General features: G+C 33.0%; 6 protein-coding genes. 3 read left to right on the forward strand and 3 right to left on the reverse strand.

What is annotated here, in order from left to right:
* Positions 1-182: 182 nt before the first annotated feature.
* Entirely contained in the window at positions 183-620 is a 438-nt protein-coding gene (locus Q0138_RS00065; protein ID WP_297979184.1) for a molybdenum cofactor biosynthesis protein MoaE, read from the reverse strand.
* Positions 621-820: 200 nt separating this feature from the next.
* Entirely contained in the window at positions 821-1,357 is a 537-nt protein-coding gene (locus Q0138_RS00070; protein ID WP_297979188.1) for a nicotinamide-nucleotide adenylyltransferase, read from the reverse strand.
* A 454-nt stretch (positions 1,358-1,811) separates the two neighbouring features.
* On the opposite strand from Q0138_RS00070, the gene cofH reads away from it, so the two are divergent.
* Both cofH and Q0138_RS00080 read left to right on the forward strand, forming a co-directional pair.
* Positions 1,812-2,933, forward strand: coding sequence for a 5-amino-6-(D-ribitylamino)uracil--L-tyrosine 4-hydroxyphenyl transferase CofH (cofH, locus tag Q0138_RS00075; protein WP_297979191.1), 1,122 nt, complete (start codon positions 1,812-1,814; stop codon positions 2,931-2,933).
* 239 nt (positions 2,934-3,172) lie between these two features.
* The gene (locus Q0138_RS00080) at positions 3,173-4,693 is read left to right on the forward strand and encodes an IS1182 family transposase (protein WP_297979195.1); all 1,521 of its coding nucleotides are present in this window, start codon (positions 3,173-3,175) and stop codon (positions 4,691-4,693) included.
* Between the two features lie 169 nt (positions 4,694-4,862).
* Here the strand turns inward: Q0138_RS00080 and Q0138_RS00085 are convergent, their stop codons facing one another.
* Positions 4,863-11,285, reverse strand: a complete 6,423-nt coding sequence (locus Q0138_RS00085) for an Ig-like domain-containing protein (RefSeq protein ID WP_297979198.1) — start codon at positions 11,283-11,285, stop codon at positions 4,863-4,865.
* 1,289 nt (positions 11,286-12,574) lie between these two features.
* On the opposite strand from Q0138_RS00085, the gene Q0138_RS00090 reads away from it, so the two are divergent.
* Entirely contained in the window at positions 12,575-16,687 is a 4,113-nt protein-coding gene (locus Q0138_RS00090) for a lectin like domain-containing protein (RefSeq protein ID WP_297979201.1), read from the forward strand.
* The last annotated feature ends 138 nt before the right edge of the window (positions 16,688-16,825 follow it).

Below are 16,825 nucleotides of genomic sequence, written 5' to 3' on the forward strand. Positions count from 1 at the left end.
TTTTTTTAGTTTTTTTTATCAATTTTCTAATTTAAAATTCTTTTTTTTTAGTTTTTTTTATTAATTTTCTAATTTAAAATTCTCTCTTTTTTTTATTTTATAAATTAATCTAATTTTTATTTATTTATTTATTTTTCTTGTGTTTTAAAAAAGAAAAAAGATTTAAAAATAATAAAACAGGATTATCCTCCTGCCATTATTACTTTTGTTCCTTTATTGGAGATTTCCTCTTTTTTAAAGTCAATTTCATGTTTAACTCTTTCAACCACTTCAGTAAGAGCTTCCAATGTTTCTCCTCTGTGCGGTCCAAGAACTACCACTAAAAATAAGGAGTCTCCAGTATAGAACTCTCCAATATAATGGACAACACTTATTTCAAAAACGCCATGTTTTACCTTAGCTGTTTCGATGATTGCATTGATTTCTTCAAGTGCCTTTTCTTCATCAGCTAAGCTTAAAACCAATTTGTCCACAGTTAAATCTTCCTCTTCCCCTCTTACAATTCCTTCAAAACTGTAAATGGCTCCAGCTTCATCCACTCTTTGAGCCTTTTTAATTTCATCAATCAAATTACCTACACTTATGTACTCATCATCCTTTTTAATGATTTTTACTGTCATTTTGTCAAATCCCATATATTTTCATTTTTAATAATAAATAGTTAAAACTATTTTTATTCTATTTGCTTTATATATTTTAATTATCCAATTAATAAATATAACTATTGTTATAAATTTATTTTAAAAAAATAGAAAAATAATTATTTATTAATTATTTTTCTTTTGAGTCTTTTTTTGAAATCTATTGTTATTGTTAATATTTATTTTTCACTTAATTCCTTTACATGAAGATGTTTGATTCTATTAACTCCATCTATCTTTTCAATTACATCAGCTGTTGCTTTTGGAACAAAGGATTTCCAATCCCCGTCATTTAGGATTCTTCTTCTGATTTCAGTTCCTGAAAGATGTGTTCTGTCAAATAATGGAGGTGCATAAACCTCATAGCCTTCTTCCTGGAAAAGTCTTTGAACAAGTGGATTTCCACTATAGACCTTTGTGAATGGAGGTGTAATCATTTTCACCTGTGCAATCCATAGGGCATTTCTGTTAATGTCCTCAATAGGGATTATATAAACCTTGTTTGGATTTATGTCGGTTTCAGCAAGTGATTTGCTCATCATCATTAGTCTCTCACCTGCAGTAAATGGATCTTTAAGCTCATGGCTTAATTGAGCGCTTCCAATTCCAATTATAAGTTCATCCACTTCCTCAAGTGTTTTTTCAATAATTTGAATATGTCCATTGTGTACAGGTTGCATCCTTCCTATCAGTAAGCCACGGTTTTTATTATTCATTGTTTAAGTTTTTATTATTTATATTATTAATAATTTGTTCATTGTTTTTTTCTGGTTTTTTCTGGTTTTTTTATTTTTATTTTTATTTTATTTGTTTTATTGTTTTTTTCTGGTTTTTCATGTTTTATCTTATTATAATTTATTCATTGATTTTTTAGTCTTTTAAATTTATGGATTATTTTTCTTTTATTTTTTTCATGATTTGCCCTTAAGTATGAAGTCCCATTTTTCAAATTTAATAAATTTATTTAAAATGTATATTTTTGTACATAACTTAATCTTTAATCTTTAATTAAAAATTAAGAAAAAATATTATTTTATTTTTTAAAAAATAAGCATAATATTAGGTAAAATAAGGATAAGTATTTTTATTAGAAAGTACAAACTATTTTTATAATTTAAAAAGTTAAATTATAAAGGATTTATTATATAGAAAAAACAGTAGGAAAAAACTATGTTTGAAGAAAATGTGGCATCAAAGACTAGGAAAATTTTAGATGGGGCTCTTGATGAGCCTATCTCAGTTGAAGATGGGAATTACTTAATGAACCTAAAGGGTTCTGAAATCTATCCGCTTTTGGCTACTGCAGATGCAGTGCGTAAGGAAATTGTTGGGGACAATGTTACATTCATTAACAATTGTAACATCAACTTCACAAATATCTGTCATGTAAGATGCGGATTCTGTGCTTTTGGAAAGGATGCAGATGATCCTGAAGCCTATTTGCTTAGTGATGAGGAAATAATCGCAAAGGCTCAAGGGGCTGTAGACACTGGAGCACGTGAATTTACCTTGATGGGCGGAGTCTTGGAGGATGCAGATGTTGACTATTATGAGCATCTTTTAAGATTATTGAAATCTCACTATCCTGATGTAGAGATTCATGGATTTTCACCTACCATGATTAGGGATGCTGCATTAAAGAGTGAAATGCCTGTTGATGAGGCCTTCAGAGTATTGAAAAAGGCAGGTCTTGATACATTGCCTGGAACTGCAGCTGAAATCTTGACAGATCGTACAAGAGGAATTATCTGTCCTAAAAAAGTTAGCACACAGGAATGGATAGATGTGGTAAAAACTGCTCAAAGGGAAGGCATTACAGGTTCTGCAACCATGATGTACGGTCATGTTGAAACCCTTGAGGAAAGGGTTGAACATCTTGACATTCTCAGACAGATTCAGCTTGATACAGGAGGATTCAATGAATTCATTCCAATGACCTTCATGCATGAGTATTCTCCTATTTTCCTTGAAGGACAAAGAAACCTTGGAGCTACAGGTACACAGGATTTAAAGCTTTATGCAGTAAGCAGGCTCATGTTCCATGACATTATTCCTAATATTCAAGTATCCTGGGTAAAGATGGGATTTAGATTTTCACAGGTTTCACTATTGGCCGGTGCAAATGATTTAGGTGGAACATTAGGTGGAGATGAATTGTCTGCAGCTTCTGGAGCTCCAGATGGTGTTGACACAAGTATAAAAGACTTAAGTAGAATTGTTAAGGATTTAGATAGAAATCCTATTGAAAGAAATTCTACATACACTGAATTTTATCCTATAGAAGAGGAGTAAATCTTTTTCTATTTTTGTTTTATTCTTTTTTGTTAAATTATTATGTTTTTTTACTTTTTAAGGTTATTTTTTTATAATTTTTTTCTTTTTTTTCTTTTAAAGGTTATTTTTTTATAATTTGAGGACGACCAACAATTTTTTACTATTTTTTCTTTTTTTCTTTTTATTTGCCTTTAAATTTAAATATAAGAACAAACAAACTATATATAAGGATTTAAAAATATTGGTTTGTGTTATTCATGGTTTTAAAAGTAAATACAAAAAGACAAGAAATTTTAGTTCCTCTCAGATTAGTAGAACTAATTCCAGAAAATGATTTCTGTTTTTTGGTCGAAAACGTTCTGGAACAAATCGATTTCGAAAAATATAATTCAAAATTTTTCAAAACTCCTGGCCAAAAAGCTTATGATCGTGAAATTTTACTTGGAATTGTGTTAAAAGGGGCTATTGATGGGGGATTAAGTGGAAGAGAAGTTGGACGCCGCGTACAGACAGATTTAAGCTATATGTACTTAGCAGGCATGGAAAAACCAAATTTTAGAACAATAAACAGATTTAAAAAAGATTATCCTGAATTGATAGACGAAGCATTGGAAACTGTTGTTAAAATCGCAGAAAAAGAAGATTTAGTTAGATTGCAGCAAATTTCAATTGATGGAACTAAAATAAAAGCCAAAGCATCCGTTAATAAAATCGTTACAGAAGATGTCATAAAAATCCTAAAAAAAGAATTTCAAAAGAGTTTGGAAAAAGATAACGAAGAAAATAATTTATTTGGAGAAAATGGAGATATTATACCTTCTAACAAAGTAACAGATAAAGAATCTTTTGAAAAAATCATGAAAGAAATCAAAGAAGAAACCAAAGACTCCAAAAACCATGAAAAACTGAATGCACAAAGTTTAAAAATATTAAAAAAAGGTTTGGAAGATAAGGAATATGCACAAAAATTTATAGACAAATCACAACTATATTTGGATGAATTTGAAAAAACCGGGCAAAAATCACTGAGTTGGAACGATCCAGAAGCACATTGGATGCCTGGAAAAGATGGACGAATGAGGTTCAATTACAATCCGCAAATCGCTGTGGATTCCCACAGCGGAATAATAATATCAGCAGGATTATCCAACAATCCCACAGACCATTATGAACTAATACCACGAATAGAAGACATAGAATCCAAATATGGACATTTGAAACATGAAACACAAATTTTTGCAGACAACGGATACTCAACAGACGAAAATACCGAATATCTAAAAAATAAAAACCTTGATGGATACATAGCAAGCAGAAAATTATCAAGAAAAGCAAAGAAATACAATACAAATAATAATCCATTTTCTAAGGATTATTTCATCTTCGATTTGGAAAAAGACGGATATATTTGTCCACAAGGACAAATATTAAATCAAAAAGGAATATACAAAAACGGATTAAAAACAGTTTACTGGACAAACAACTGCAAATACTGCCCAGAAAGAATAAATTGCTGTGGAAAATACCGTAACCGAACAATTACGGATTATGGAAACCCTGCAAAGATAGAAATGCAACGAAAAATGGAAACAGAAGAAGCACAAGAAATATACAAAATCCGGTCAAAAACTGTTGAATGGCCATTTGGAAACATTAAAAGAAATATGAGAATAAATGAGTTCAATACAACAGGTTTAAAACGAACAGAAACAGAATTTAAGCTCCTGGCAATAGCACACAATATGAAAATAATCCAAAAAGCTAAACAAAACACATAAAAAAATTAGAAAGAAACCTTTTTTTAAAAAATCAAAAAAAGATCCAATAAATGAAAAATTAAAAAAAATCAATTTGTGGGTCGTCCTCAATTTTAAAAAAAATAAGATTTGACTAAAAAAAATAAAAAAAAGAATAGTGGAAATACTATTCTTTTATTCAAACTTTTATTTAACTGATTTTAACAGTGCTTTTAACACTTACTGCAGCATATCTTTCGTCTCCTGCGAATTTTGCAGTGAAAGAGTATGTTCCTTTCTTGGAAAGACTTACCTTAACAGTGGCAACACCCTTTGCATTTGTACTTGCGGTGTATGTCTTTTTGTTTACTGTGAAAGTAATCTTTTTGCCCTTGATTGCAGTTCCTCTTGAGGTCTTGAAGGTAGCTGTTAGTGTTTTTGTCTTTGCACTAGCCTTATAGGTCTTCTTGGCTGTTGTAAGCTTTACAGGCTCTGGGTTTACTGTGATTTTAGCTACAGCAAAGCTTGCATTATAACTTTCATCTCCCAAGAAGCTTACAGCAAATGTGTATCCGCCCTTTACACCAAGGTTTATTTGTGTTTTTGCACTGCCATTCTCATCGGTTGTGTAATTGTAGACATGACCGTTGAAACCTACAACTATTGGCTTGTTTGCCAAAGCATTGCCATTGGAGTCAACAAGCTTGAAATTGAAGTATTCACCATTTCTGCCGTCAAGAACAGTATTGATTGCATTGGTAGTCATGTTTTGACAAATGATTTCAGTGGTCAATTTGTCAATTATGCCACCTCCAACAGGAACATCAACATCAGAGCCGTCCAATACAGCATTTACAATGAATTTGAATGGATCCACTCCGGAAATGAAAGTATTGTTTAAAACCTTGATTTCACGACTAGGTGAAAGAACTCCCCTTTCAGAATCAAGCTCCAATACTGTAATTGAACTTGCAACAGTCTCATCATCTGCAGGAATAAGAAGAATTCCATTAATGTTGATTGCAGGAGTGTCAATAGTTAAAGGACTTGTTCCATTTTCTGCAGTGGCCTTAAACAAGGTATCTCCATCATTTACAATAAATTCCACACCGGTCACTTCAAGTTCTTCAACACCGCTTGATACAGGAAGAATATTGAATATAGGATTGCCGTCACCAGCGCTTGCTATGCTTGCTCCATTACCGTCAATTGTAATGTTTTTTGTAATGTTGATGTTTGAGACATTTGTATAGTTATAGTCGCCTAAATAGATAATGTCTCCAGGATTTGCATTGTCTATTGCCTGTTGAATATCCAAAGCGTCATTGCCTGTATGATTTACCACATCACTATCCTCATCCAATACTTTGAGTTCGATTGTCTTAACGCATGCATCATATTCATCATTTCCATCGAAACGAATGCTTACAGTGTATTCACCAACAGGAGCATCAACTGCAGCTACAGCCTTTCCATCGAAATCTGTAAGGTTTTGAATAATCTTTCCATCAATTTCAAAGCTTAATAGCTCACCGATGATTGGATCACCGGCAGGGTTTTTAAGGTATGCAATAATTGAACCGTCATTATAGCTCATCAATACATCATCTGCATCAATATGTGCACTGTTAGAAGGCAATACATTCAATACAAGGTCAATGCTTGTATTTTCATACTTCTCATTACCTTGGAATGTGAATTTAACAGTATAGGTTCCTTCAGCAAGGACAATTGTCTGTGTAAATTTGCCATCATCAGATGTGCTTAGATTATATGAATCAATAATGGACCCATCTCCATTGTTTATAATCTCAATGATTAAGTCCTTGTCAGACAATTCCATTCCATTAATGTCCTTTAGGAATCCTGTTAAATCGTTTTCCTCATATGCACGTGCAATAATTGTATTTACACTAAGTGCAGTTGGCATTTTTACAACGCTGATTTGTGAGGAGCTTGAGGATGAACAGTAGAAATCATCTCCAAGATATGTAATGTTTGCACCATATTCTCCAATATCGTATGAAATGGTCTTTGAGATTCCACCGCTTATATTTGTGATTAAATCCTCTTCTGCAATCACTTCAGCTAATAAATCAAATATCTTAATCTTTACTTCAGCATCAGGAATCGGATTTCCATTATTGTCCAATAGACTTATTAGAAGATCATCAGCATCGGAATAATAGATTATTAAATTGTTTGCACTGATTTCTGTAGGCATCTTGTCCACATTAATATTTATGGATTTATTGCTTCCATCATAGAATTCATATCCGGCAAAGCTTATATCAACAGTGTAATTTCCCGGATTGAATTCCAATGGAATGATTATTTTTCCTAAACTGTTGGTAAGGTTAGTAATGTTTGCCATAGGATTTGATTCATTATCCAAAATGACAATGGCCAATTCCTTATCGAATATGGAGTCTCCCAATACATCAAGCAATGTGATTTCCAATTTGCTGCCATCATCATAGAAAACATTCATATCATCAGCTTGAATCTCTGTTGGAATAAGCAGGATTTCAAAGCTGAATTCTGCAAAGCATGCCAAATACTTTTCATTTCCTTCAAAGCTGATGTTTCCTTCATATGTACCTATATCATAATTGTTAAGGTTGATTTGAACCCTGCCTAAATTATCTGTCTTAGTTCCATATTGCTCTTCCCCAAGGCTAAGAACAACATCCTGATAAGTTAAGGCATTGCCCTTGGAGTCCTTCAGGTAAATTACAAAGAGACTTCCGTTTCCATAATATGCTGAAATGTTTTCAAGCTCAAAGCAAGTGTCCAATGTAGTTACATTAAAGTTAAAGAGTCCGACAGCACCTGAAAGATCGCTTAAAAGGATGTAATCCTCACCAATGTCAGAGGATGCAATATAATTCAATGTGGTTTTTCCCTGATTAATGTTTAAAACAGCAATATCTACAGTATTATTGAGTTTTGTGCTTAATGTCACATTATAATCAGCCAATTGACTGACATCACCATCGATTGAGTAAAGTTCAATGCTAAATTCAACACTTTCACCGATTCCCACTTCTTCAGGTCCTGTAATAACATATCTAAAGTCAGTATAAGGCTCTATGCTATCTCCAGAGGAGAGGTTATAGATAAGGTTTTCATAATCCATTGAACCCCAGTAGTTATGGTCAAGTGCCATGTTTACTCCTGCAATGACAATGCCTTTTGCACCATCGTTTCCGTCAAATATTGAATAGTCAACTGAAAGGCTGTCATCTTCAGAAGAGTAAATCGCTCCGCCAATGGATGCTGCATTGCTTAAAAACAATGAATTGTCAATGTCTGATTCATTAGTGGATAGGATTGCTCCACCATTCTTTTCTGCCTTATTGTCAATAAAGATTGAATTGTCAACAATCAATTTTCCATCATTATAGATTGCTCCACCATTTGTTGCAGAGTTATTTGTAAAGCTTGAATCAACAATTATCATCTCACCATCATTGTAGATTATACCGTTTGAAGCTTGATTATATGTGAATGTGGAGGATATTATCTTAAGTTCGCCATCATTGCTTATTGCAGAAGCGGTATTTCTATTAAATACATTGTTTGTGATTGTCAAGTCACCCTCATTATGGATTACTCCAATAAGATCTTCCCCTGAGAATCCTACATAGCTTAAGTCAATCAATTGAAGGCTTACGTCAGGTGCAATGTGCAATAATGCAGAGTCATTGAAGCTTCTTCCATCAAAGCTTGCCCTTGCTTGAGAGTCTCTTGATTTTATTGTTAAGTTTTTGTCTATCTCAACAGCTGTGTCATAAATATGTGTAAATCTTACACCTTCAATTATATCACCATCATCTGCTGCATCAACAGCATCCTGTAATGTTTCATAACCGATATCATCAATGTACCAGTAGTAGATGACAGGAGTCCTTACATTGAAGCTGAGATTTTGGTCTCCATAGGAACTGATGTAAATCATGTCTGAACCTAATTGGCTTGGAGTGGTATATCTTATTGTTGCTGATGATGTTCCATCAAAGTCAAGCTTGCTTTGGTTAAGTGTACCGTTTACAGACTTTATGTTGAAACTGAAGCTTGGCATTCCTGAAAACTCATCATCAATATCAATGATTTCAAATTCTTCCTCACCATCATATGCCAAATTAAAGTCAATGCTTATATTGTGATAGGTGTTGACTGATATCAAATCAAGATTTGCATCAATGTCTAATTTCAATATTACCCAAGCATCAGAATCAAGATTTGTCTTGCTTGAATCAGGCTTATTATTTGTTCCCCAATAGTTATATGATACAAAGTAGTCAGTTTCATCATTTACATATACATCAACAACTTCATTTACAGGGTTTTCGACAAAAATATTATAATCTGCATAAAAACTGTTTTCAGCATAGATAATGTCATAGTTTTCATCTGCAAAATTATCGACAAATTTTGAATATTCAATCAGGTTATAGTCTGCATCTGAATAAATTGCACCTGCAATAGCTGCCTTGGAATTTTCAAAACTTGAATGATCAATGAGAAGGCTTTCGCCACTTGCATAAATTGCTCCGCCCCTACTTGATTCAATATCCTCAAAAGTGGAATTAACTATTGACAAGTCAGCTGCTGCATATATTGCACCGCCATCAGATGCCGCCTTTATGTTTGTAAACTTGGTGTTTTCAATTGAAACTTCACCTTCACTATAGATTGCTCCACCATTCAATCCATTTTCAGCCTTTCTAAAGATTGAATCGCTTACAGTTAAGCTTGCACCTGAATTGACATAGATCAATCCGCCATCAAGCGCTCCACCATTTTCAAATATTAAATTGCTTAAGTTAAGGTTGACATCAGCTGCCACATTGAAAACTCTTGAATTGACTGACTTTAAGAGGATGTAATCTCCTGCATAACCATCCATTTTTGTAATTGTCAAGTCCTTGTCAATAATTATGTCCTCAGTGATAAGGTCTGAGGTGTAAATGTTAGGAACACCCTTAATTGTATCTCCATCCTGTGCAGCTTCAACGGCTTCACTTAAGGTTTCATAACCTGCATCATCTATATACCAGTAGAATCCTGTAATGTCATTGACCGGAACTGTCAATGTCTGGAAATCTATTGTCACTGAAACATCTTGAGGAGGCTCTCCAATAAAGTCATTTGAAGCTACACCTCCAATTACTTCAACTTCCTCTTCTGCAAATAAGTTGCTTGGTGAGTAGATTGCCATTCTAGTTGGAAGTGCAGATGAATCATATTCATAGAAGTTTCCTTCAATGTCCTCCAAGGTAGCCAAGGTTGCTACAACCTTTGCCTTTGCAACTGCAGCATCCATGACAATCCAGTTTGTAATATTGAAATTGGTACGGTTAAAGTCATTTGGATTTGAATTGTCACCCCACCAGTTTCCATCTGCATAAGCTGTACCCACTCCCCTGCTTGTTGATTGGGTGTAATGGATATAATTTCTTAAGCCATCATCACGGTCAGAGACAAGATAAGATGAATCTGATGCAAATACACAATCTGAAACATTCAAATAGGTTGAATTGGAAGATAAAATACTTAAAGTTGTCTCATAACGATATCCGTCATAGTTCATGTCTGTATTGTTTATGAAAATACAGGATTTTGCATTGAAATAAACATTTACATAGGTATATGCATCATAAATGTGGAAAGCTCCGCCATATCTGTGATATGCCACATTATGAATGAATGTAGAATCTATAACATTCACATGAACATCCACAAGCTTTTCCGGAACTGTGGAAGTCATTGGCATAATGTTGATTGCTCCACCATGGGTATCTCCATAGTTGTTAAGGAAGGTACAGTTATAGATGTTTAGATAACCTCCAACTGAGGATTGGATAGCTCCTCCATTGTAGGCACCTGTCTTGTCTGCATGTCCATCAACAAAGGTCAGATTATTTAAAGTGACATCAGTAGCATTTAATTCCATGATCCTGTTGACCTTATTACCTGAAAGAATAGCGTTTTCCTGGCTTTCACCGATAAATGTAATGTTTTTTTGCACCTTAAGGTTATTCAATTCATAAACCCCGTTCATGATGAAAATTGTATCTCCATCAACAGACTTGTTTAAGGCGGCTGCAATTGTTTTGAAAGGATTTCTGAATGTTCCTGTTGCAGCAGCATCATTACCTTTCTCACCATTTACATAATAGGTATTGCCGGTTCCGTCAGAACAAAGTTCCTTAGTTTTGACAAGTTCATCATCACCAGCAATAGCTAAACTTTCATCAGCAATAGCCAGACTTCCATCAGCAGCTAAACTTTCATCAGCAATAACCTGACTTCCATCAGAAGCTAAACTTTCATCATCAATAGCTAGACTTCCATCAGAAGCTAAACTTTCATCATCAGCAATTGCATAATTGCCCAGATTAGAATCAAAGTCATTTGATTGTGAATTTTCTACAACTCCTACATTTGCATTAGAATCTAAAAGAGTATCTCCATCATCTGCTTGAAGATTCAAATCAGAAACGGCCTGCCCTGAATAAAGATCGTCCAATGCAGCCGAATCCTCTGCAAATACATTAGGAATTGCTAAAAACATGATTAAAATAAATAAAATAACCATTATTTTCTTATTAAAAACTGTTTTTAACATAATTAATTCTCCATAAAATATTTAGAGATTATATCAATCAAAAAACAATCCCCTCGTTGTTTATCCTGAAGTTTAAATCATGAATTAAATTAGTTTTGAAAATTTTTTCAAATTACTAGGATTTAATTTAAAATTTTCAAGTTACTATGATCTAATTAAAAATTTTCAAATTAACCTATAATCTAATTAAAAATTTTCAAATTGCTATGATTTAATTAAAAATTTAAACTTGTAATATAAATAATATTTAAATTAAAATATTGGTTTATTTAAGTGCATTTAAGAAAAGACCCCAATTTCTTAAAAAAATACTTAAATCAGTCAAGTAACTATTTTAAGGATAAAATAAGTTAAATTCCTTAAACCAATAATTAATTAAGTAAAAATCTTATTTTCCAGATAAAAAACCTCTAAATCATTGTTTAACGATAAGAATAATTTCTTAAATCGTTTTAAAAAATTACCTAATAATCTTAAATTAATTCGAAAAACTGCTAAAAATTTATTTCTTTTAAACGATATGCATAAAAATTCTATCCTTTTTTAAAAAAATAAAAATCTGCAAGCATTTTCATTTTACTTATTAAATTACAATCTGAAATAAAACGATATGAATTATAATATTATCTAAAAATTAATTAAGATTAATGATATTTATATTTTTTAAATCTTATAAATCTTTATAATTTATATAAATCATATATTAGATAATAATTAGGTTAATTTTTTAAAATAATGATTTTTATTTAGTTTAAACTAAAAAAATAGCATAATACAATATATTTTATTAAAAAAATTTAAATAATAATTTTTATAAAAATTATAATGATAAACCAATTCAAGACGAATGAATTTTTATCAAAAAAGTTTATAAAAAATAAGAAAAATATGCTATTATTCATAACGATTTATAGAAATAATCAATAAAATGGTATAAAAAGCCAGAAACTGATAAAAATTTCTAAAATCTAGCAAAAACAAGTTTTAAGAAAATTTCAATAATCTTTTTAAAAAACATCGATTATTTTTAAAGAAAAATTGAAATTTTTTAAATATATATGGGCAAAATGAAAGATAATTCATTATAGATTAGATTAATGATCAAATCGTTAAATGATTAAAAAATCTAATTAAAAAATCCTAAATTAGGTTTAAATTAGGATTAAATTAGATAAAAAAATCTAAATTAAAAACCTAATTATGATTAAATTAGATTGAAAAATCGATTATCTTTACTTATTTTTTATAAAAGGGAGGATGATTATATTAAACTTAATATAAAAAATCATATGATACTCCTTTTAACATTAAGCATTCTAATATTAAGTATTGGAATGGTATCCGCAAGTGATGCTGATTTGTCCAATTCAAATCTTTCCATAGATGATTCCAGCGCCATTGGAATAAGTGAGAGTTCAGAAATTAGCACTGGAATCGCTTATCCTGATTTGGAAATAGCAGACAATACAAATGTCTATGGAGATAATGAAACAGACATTGGCGATGATGATGATAACGATACCAACGAATCCGGAACAGGCTATATCACACCTGAAATCAACGAAACCGAAGATGATGATAACATAACCGATCCTGGAAAACTCTATGGTAAGACATATATCAACATTGTCAATAACGCTTTTGAAATAGATGAAATCGGTTCACTTCCTATCACTTACGACATTAGGGACTATGGATGGGTCACTCCCGTTAAAAATCAGGGTTCCTCTGGATCCTGTTGGACCTTTGCAAGTACTGCAGCACTGGAATCCTTCCTGCTTAAATCTGAAGGTGTGGAATACGACTTTTCAGAAAACAACATGAAAAACATTATGGGTTCCTACAGTGTAAACGGTACTGATTTCGGCCCTAACGACGGAGGCAATGAAGTCATGATTCTTGCATACTTTACCCGTTGGGACGGTGCAATCAATGAAACCGATGACCCATACGAGCCTTCCTCAACCAGATCCCCTTATAACTTAACCAGAGTCAAATACGTCCAGGACGTATTGCTTGTTCCAAAACGTACAAGTCCAACAGACAATGACCAAATCAAATGGGCATTGATGAACTATGGTGCATTATACACTGGAATTTACTGGGATACAAGTTATGAGAAGGGAGACAGCTACTATTACTATGGTACCTATCCTTATGGAAACCATGCTATTGCAATTGTAGGATGGGACGACACCTATTCTGCAAGCAACTTCAAGTACCAGCCTGCAGGCGACGGCGCTTTCATCATAAAGAACAGTTGGGGCGAAAGTGAAGGAGACGGAGGATACTACTATATTTCCTATTATGATATGGTATTTGCCGGAAGAGGTTCTAACGAATACTTCAGCGCTATGGCATTTACAAATGCGGTTGAAACCACATACTACAAGCAAAACTATTACTATGACGTTTATGGTAACACCTTTGATGCTGTAGGATACAAAAACGAGACCGCATGGTTTGCAAATGACTTCACTGCAACAAGTGACAACCCATTGAAGGCTGTCGGATTCTATTCCTACGGAACTTCAACTTACACTGCAAACATCTATGTCAACAATTACCTGAAATATAGTCAATCCGGTTCTGTAAAAGGTGCCGGATACCATACCGTCGAATTAGACCAAATGGTAAACATCTATAGGGGAGAGCAATTCAGGGTTGCAATCAAATTGACAACTCCAAACTGTGATTATCCAATAGCTATTGAAAATTACCACAGCTCATTTACAGGAAATGCCTCTGCAAAGGCAGGACAATCCTTTGTAAGTTCAAACGGCAGATCTTGGGAAGACCTTACTACCGTAAGCGGTTATTCAAAAGCAAACGTTTGTCTTAAGGCATACACTGCCTATGCATCAAACATTGAAATGATTGCAAATACAAATGTAAGCTATTATTCCAATGGAGATCAAGTTGAATTGATGGTTAGCCTTACAAACAAGGGTGATTTAAGTTCTGCAAATCTCTATTCCCAATTGGATGAAAATGTTAAAATAGTATCCTATGTAAGCACTGGTGGAACTTTTGATGTTAACTCTAAAATATGGACCATTGATGAAATGGACACTGACAGCAAATATGTTTTAAGATTATTCCTTCAGGTTAACACAAAACAGGCAAATATCACAAATAGCCTTATCCTTAACAGCAGCTTATACAACATGAATAGAAACACAAGCAATATAACTCTATTTAAACGTGTAAGCGCTCAATTGGATGCAAGTGCTCTTAAGACAGCATACAATTCCGGCGATTTATTCAATGTATTAATCGTTGACGAGGATATGGAAGCATTGGATGATGTTGAAGTCTGTTTCAAGGTATACAATTCAAACAATGTATTGATTGGAACATTCTATAACTTTACAAATGAGGAAGGAAGAGTTTTCCTCGACAGCAATTTCAATGCAGGAAACTATACAGTGAAAGTAAGCCTCGTCAATCCATATTACGAAGGTGACCTTGTTGGTTCCATTGCAATCTCAAAGGCAAGCACCAAGGTGACTGCAATAAACAACAATGCAGTTTTAAACAGAAGCACTACAATTACAGCAAATGTTGACAGTGAAGGAAAAATCGTCAACGAAGGTTCTGTAAGCTTCTATGTCAACGGAATGAAAATCGGTACCGGAGATGTTGTGGATGGAGTTGCATATGTTGATTATATCCACAGCAAGGTGGGAGACTTTGAAATCAATGCAATCTACTCTGAAAACGGCAATTATCTCCAATCAGATAATTTGGCAAGTTTGAAGGTGGAAAAAATCACTGCAAACTTTGAAGGTTCAGACATAATCTCAACCTATAAGGACCTTGATTCCTATAACTTAACAGTTATGGACGATGAATACAATAGGGTTAGCGGTGTCAACATTCGTTTCAATATCTACCAAAACGGATACCTGCTTGCAAACAACTATATAAGTACAGATTCTGAAGGAATCGCCAGATTGTCTGTTGACCTGTCAGCAGGGGATTACATTATTGAATCCGAGATTATAAATAATGAATATCAAGGATCAAACAACAACTCATTGACCCTCAACAAGGCAACAGCTAAATTGGTGGCAAGCCAAATTGGAAACCAATACAAAAATACCCAGTTAACTGTAAAATTAAGCCAAGCCATAACAGACAAGGTTTATACTAATCAGAAAGTTCTAATCAGTTTCTCAAACGGCAGAATTTACAGCTTAACAACTGACAGCAATGGTGAAGCCGATTTGGATATTGATTTCGATGCTGGAGAATACACATATCAGCTCAGTTCATCAAATTCAAACATTATTGCAAAAAGTGCAGGAAAAATTACAATAGAAAAGTCAAAAGCTGCAATTGATGCGGAAATTATAAGCAACACTTATAAAAACTCCGTAATTGAAGCAAGCCTAAAAGATAAAAGCAATAATGCACTTGGCAATAGGCAAATCAGCCTTACAATCAATGGCAAAACATACACAGAAACAAGTGACAATAATGGTATTGCCACATTTGAACTGGACTTGGATGCAGGCAAATACGCTGTAAGCGTCAAGTCAAGCGACATTGATTATGAAAGCGATGAAAAGGCATTGAACATTGAAATAGTTCCGGCAAAAGCAATAATCAGTGGAGAAAGTATCCAAAAGTACTACAATGATGAGGGTAAAATAAGCATTAGCATCAAGGACAGCGAAAACAATCCCCTTTCCAATATGGCTATTGTTTACACAGTAAATGCAGTTGACTACACTGCAAGCACTGACGATGAAGGCAATGCTGCACTTGATGTGGATGAATTACCTGGAAACTACACTGTTCAAATAAAGCTTGATGATAAGAATTATGAAGGCGAAAGCACTGTAAATGCAGAAGTTTTAGCAATTCCGAGTCAGATTGTAGCTAAAAATCTTGTAAAATACTTCAAAAACAATACCCAATTGTCAATTACATTAAAGGACAATAATGGCAATGTTCTTGCAGGTGAAAAGATAAGCTTTACAATTTCAGGAAAAACTTATACTAAAACAACAGATGCAAAGGGAATGGCTAGCCTGACAATCAACAATAAGGTTGGATCATATTCTACCAAGATAAGCTTTAGCGCTGCAGGATACAAGTCTGTAAGTAAAACAGTAACTGTAAAGGTTGTATCTCCTAAAATAACTGCTGCTACAAGTGTTAAGAAAGGAAAAACATTTGCTGTTGTATTTAAGGACGCTAATGGAAAGATCATTAAAAACAAAAAGGTAATTGTTAAAATAGGTTCTAAAACCTATACAAGAACTACCAATTCCAAAGGCCAAGCCTTAATTAAGATTTCTCTTAAGAAAGGAAAATACACAGTAAAAAGTTCATTTGCAAGTAGTGCTTTATATGGAACTACTGTAAAAACCACTAAATTAACAGTGAAATAATTAAAAAAGAATTTTAAATGAATAATTAAAAAGTTTTTAACTTTTAATTTATTCATTATTTTTTTATTTTTAAAAAAATAAATTTACTAATTTTAAACTAATTTTAAACTAATTTTAAACTAATTTTAAACTAATTTT

It is taken from the genome of uncultured Methanobrevibacter sp., assembly GCF_937906425.1.
Lineage (GTDB): Archaea > Methanobacteriota > Methanobacteria > Methanobacteriales > Methanobacteriaceae > Methanobrevibacter.

What these genes read in the sequence shown, in the direction of transcription:
- Q0138_RS00065 (WP_297979184.1), bottom strand. Translation starts at nt 620, where the DNA reads ATGACAGTAAAAATCATTAAAAAGGATGATGAGTACATAAGTGTAGGT.
- cofH (WP_297979191.1), top strand. Translation starts at nt 1,812, where the DNA reads ATGTTTGAAGAAAATGTGGCATCAAAGACTAGGAAAATTTTAGATGGG.
- Q0138_RS00090 (WP_297979201.1), top strand. Translation starts at nt 12,575, where the DNA reads ATGATACTCCTTTTAACATTAAGCATTCTAATATTAAGTATTGGAATG.
- Q0138_RS00080 (WP_297979195.1), top strand. Translation starts at nt 3,173, where the DNA reads ATGGTTTTAAAAGTAAATACAAAAAGACAAGAAATTTTAGTTCCTCTC.
- Q0138_RS00085 (WP_297979198.1), bottom strand. Translation starts at nt 11,285, where the DNA reads ATGTTAAAAACAGTTTTTAATAAGAAAATAATGGTTATTTTATTTATT.
- Q0138_RS00070 (WP_297979188.1), bottom strand. Translation starts at nt 1,357, where the DNA reads ATGAATAATAAAAACCGTGGCTTACTGATAGGAAGGATGCAACCTGTA.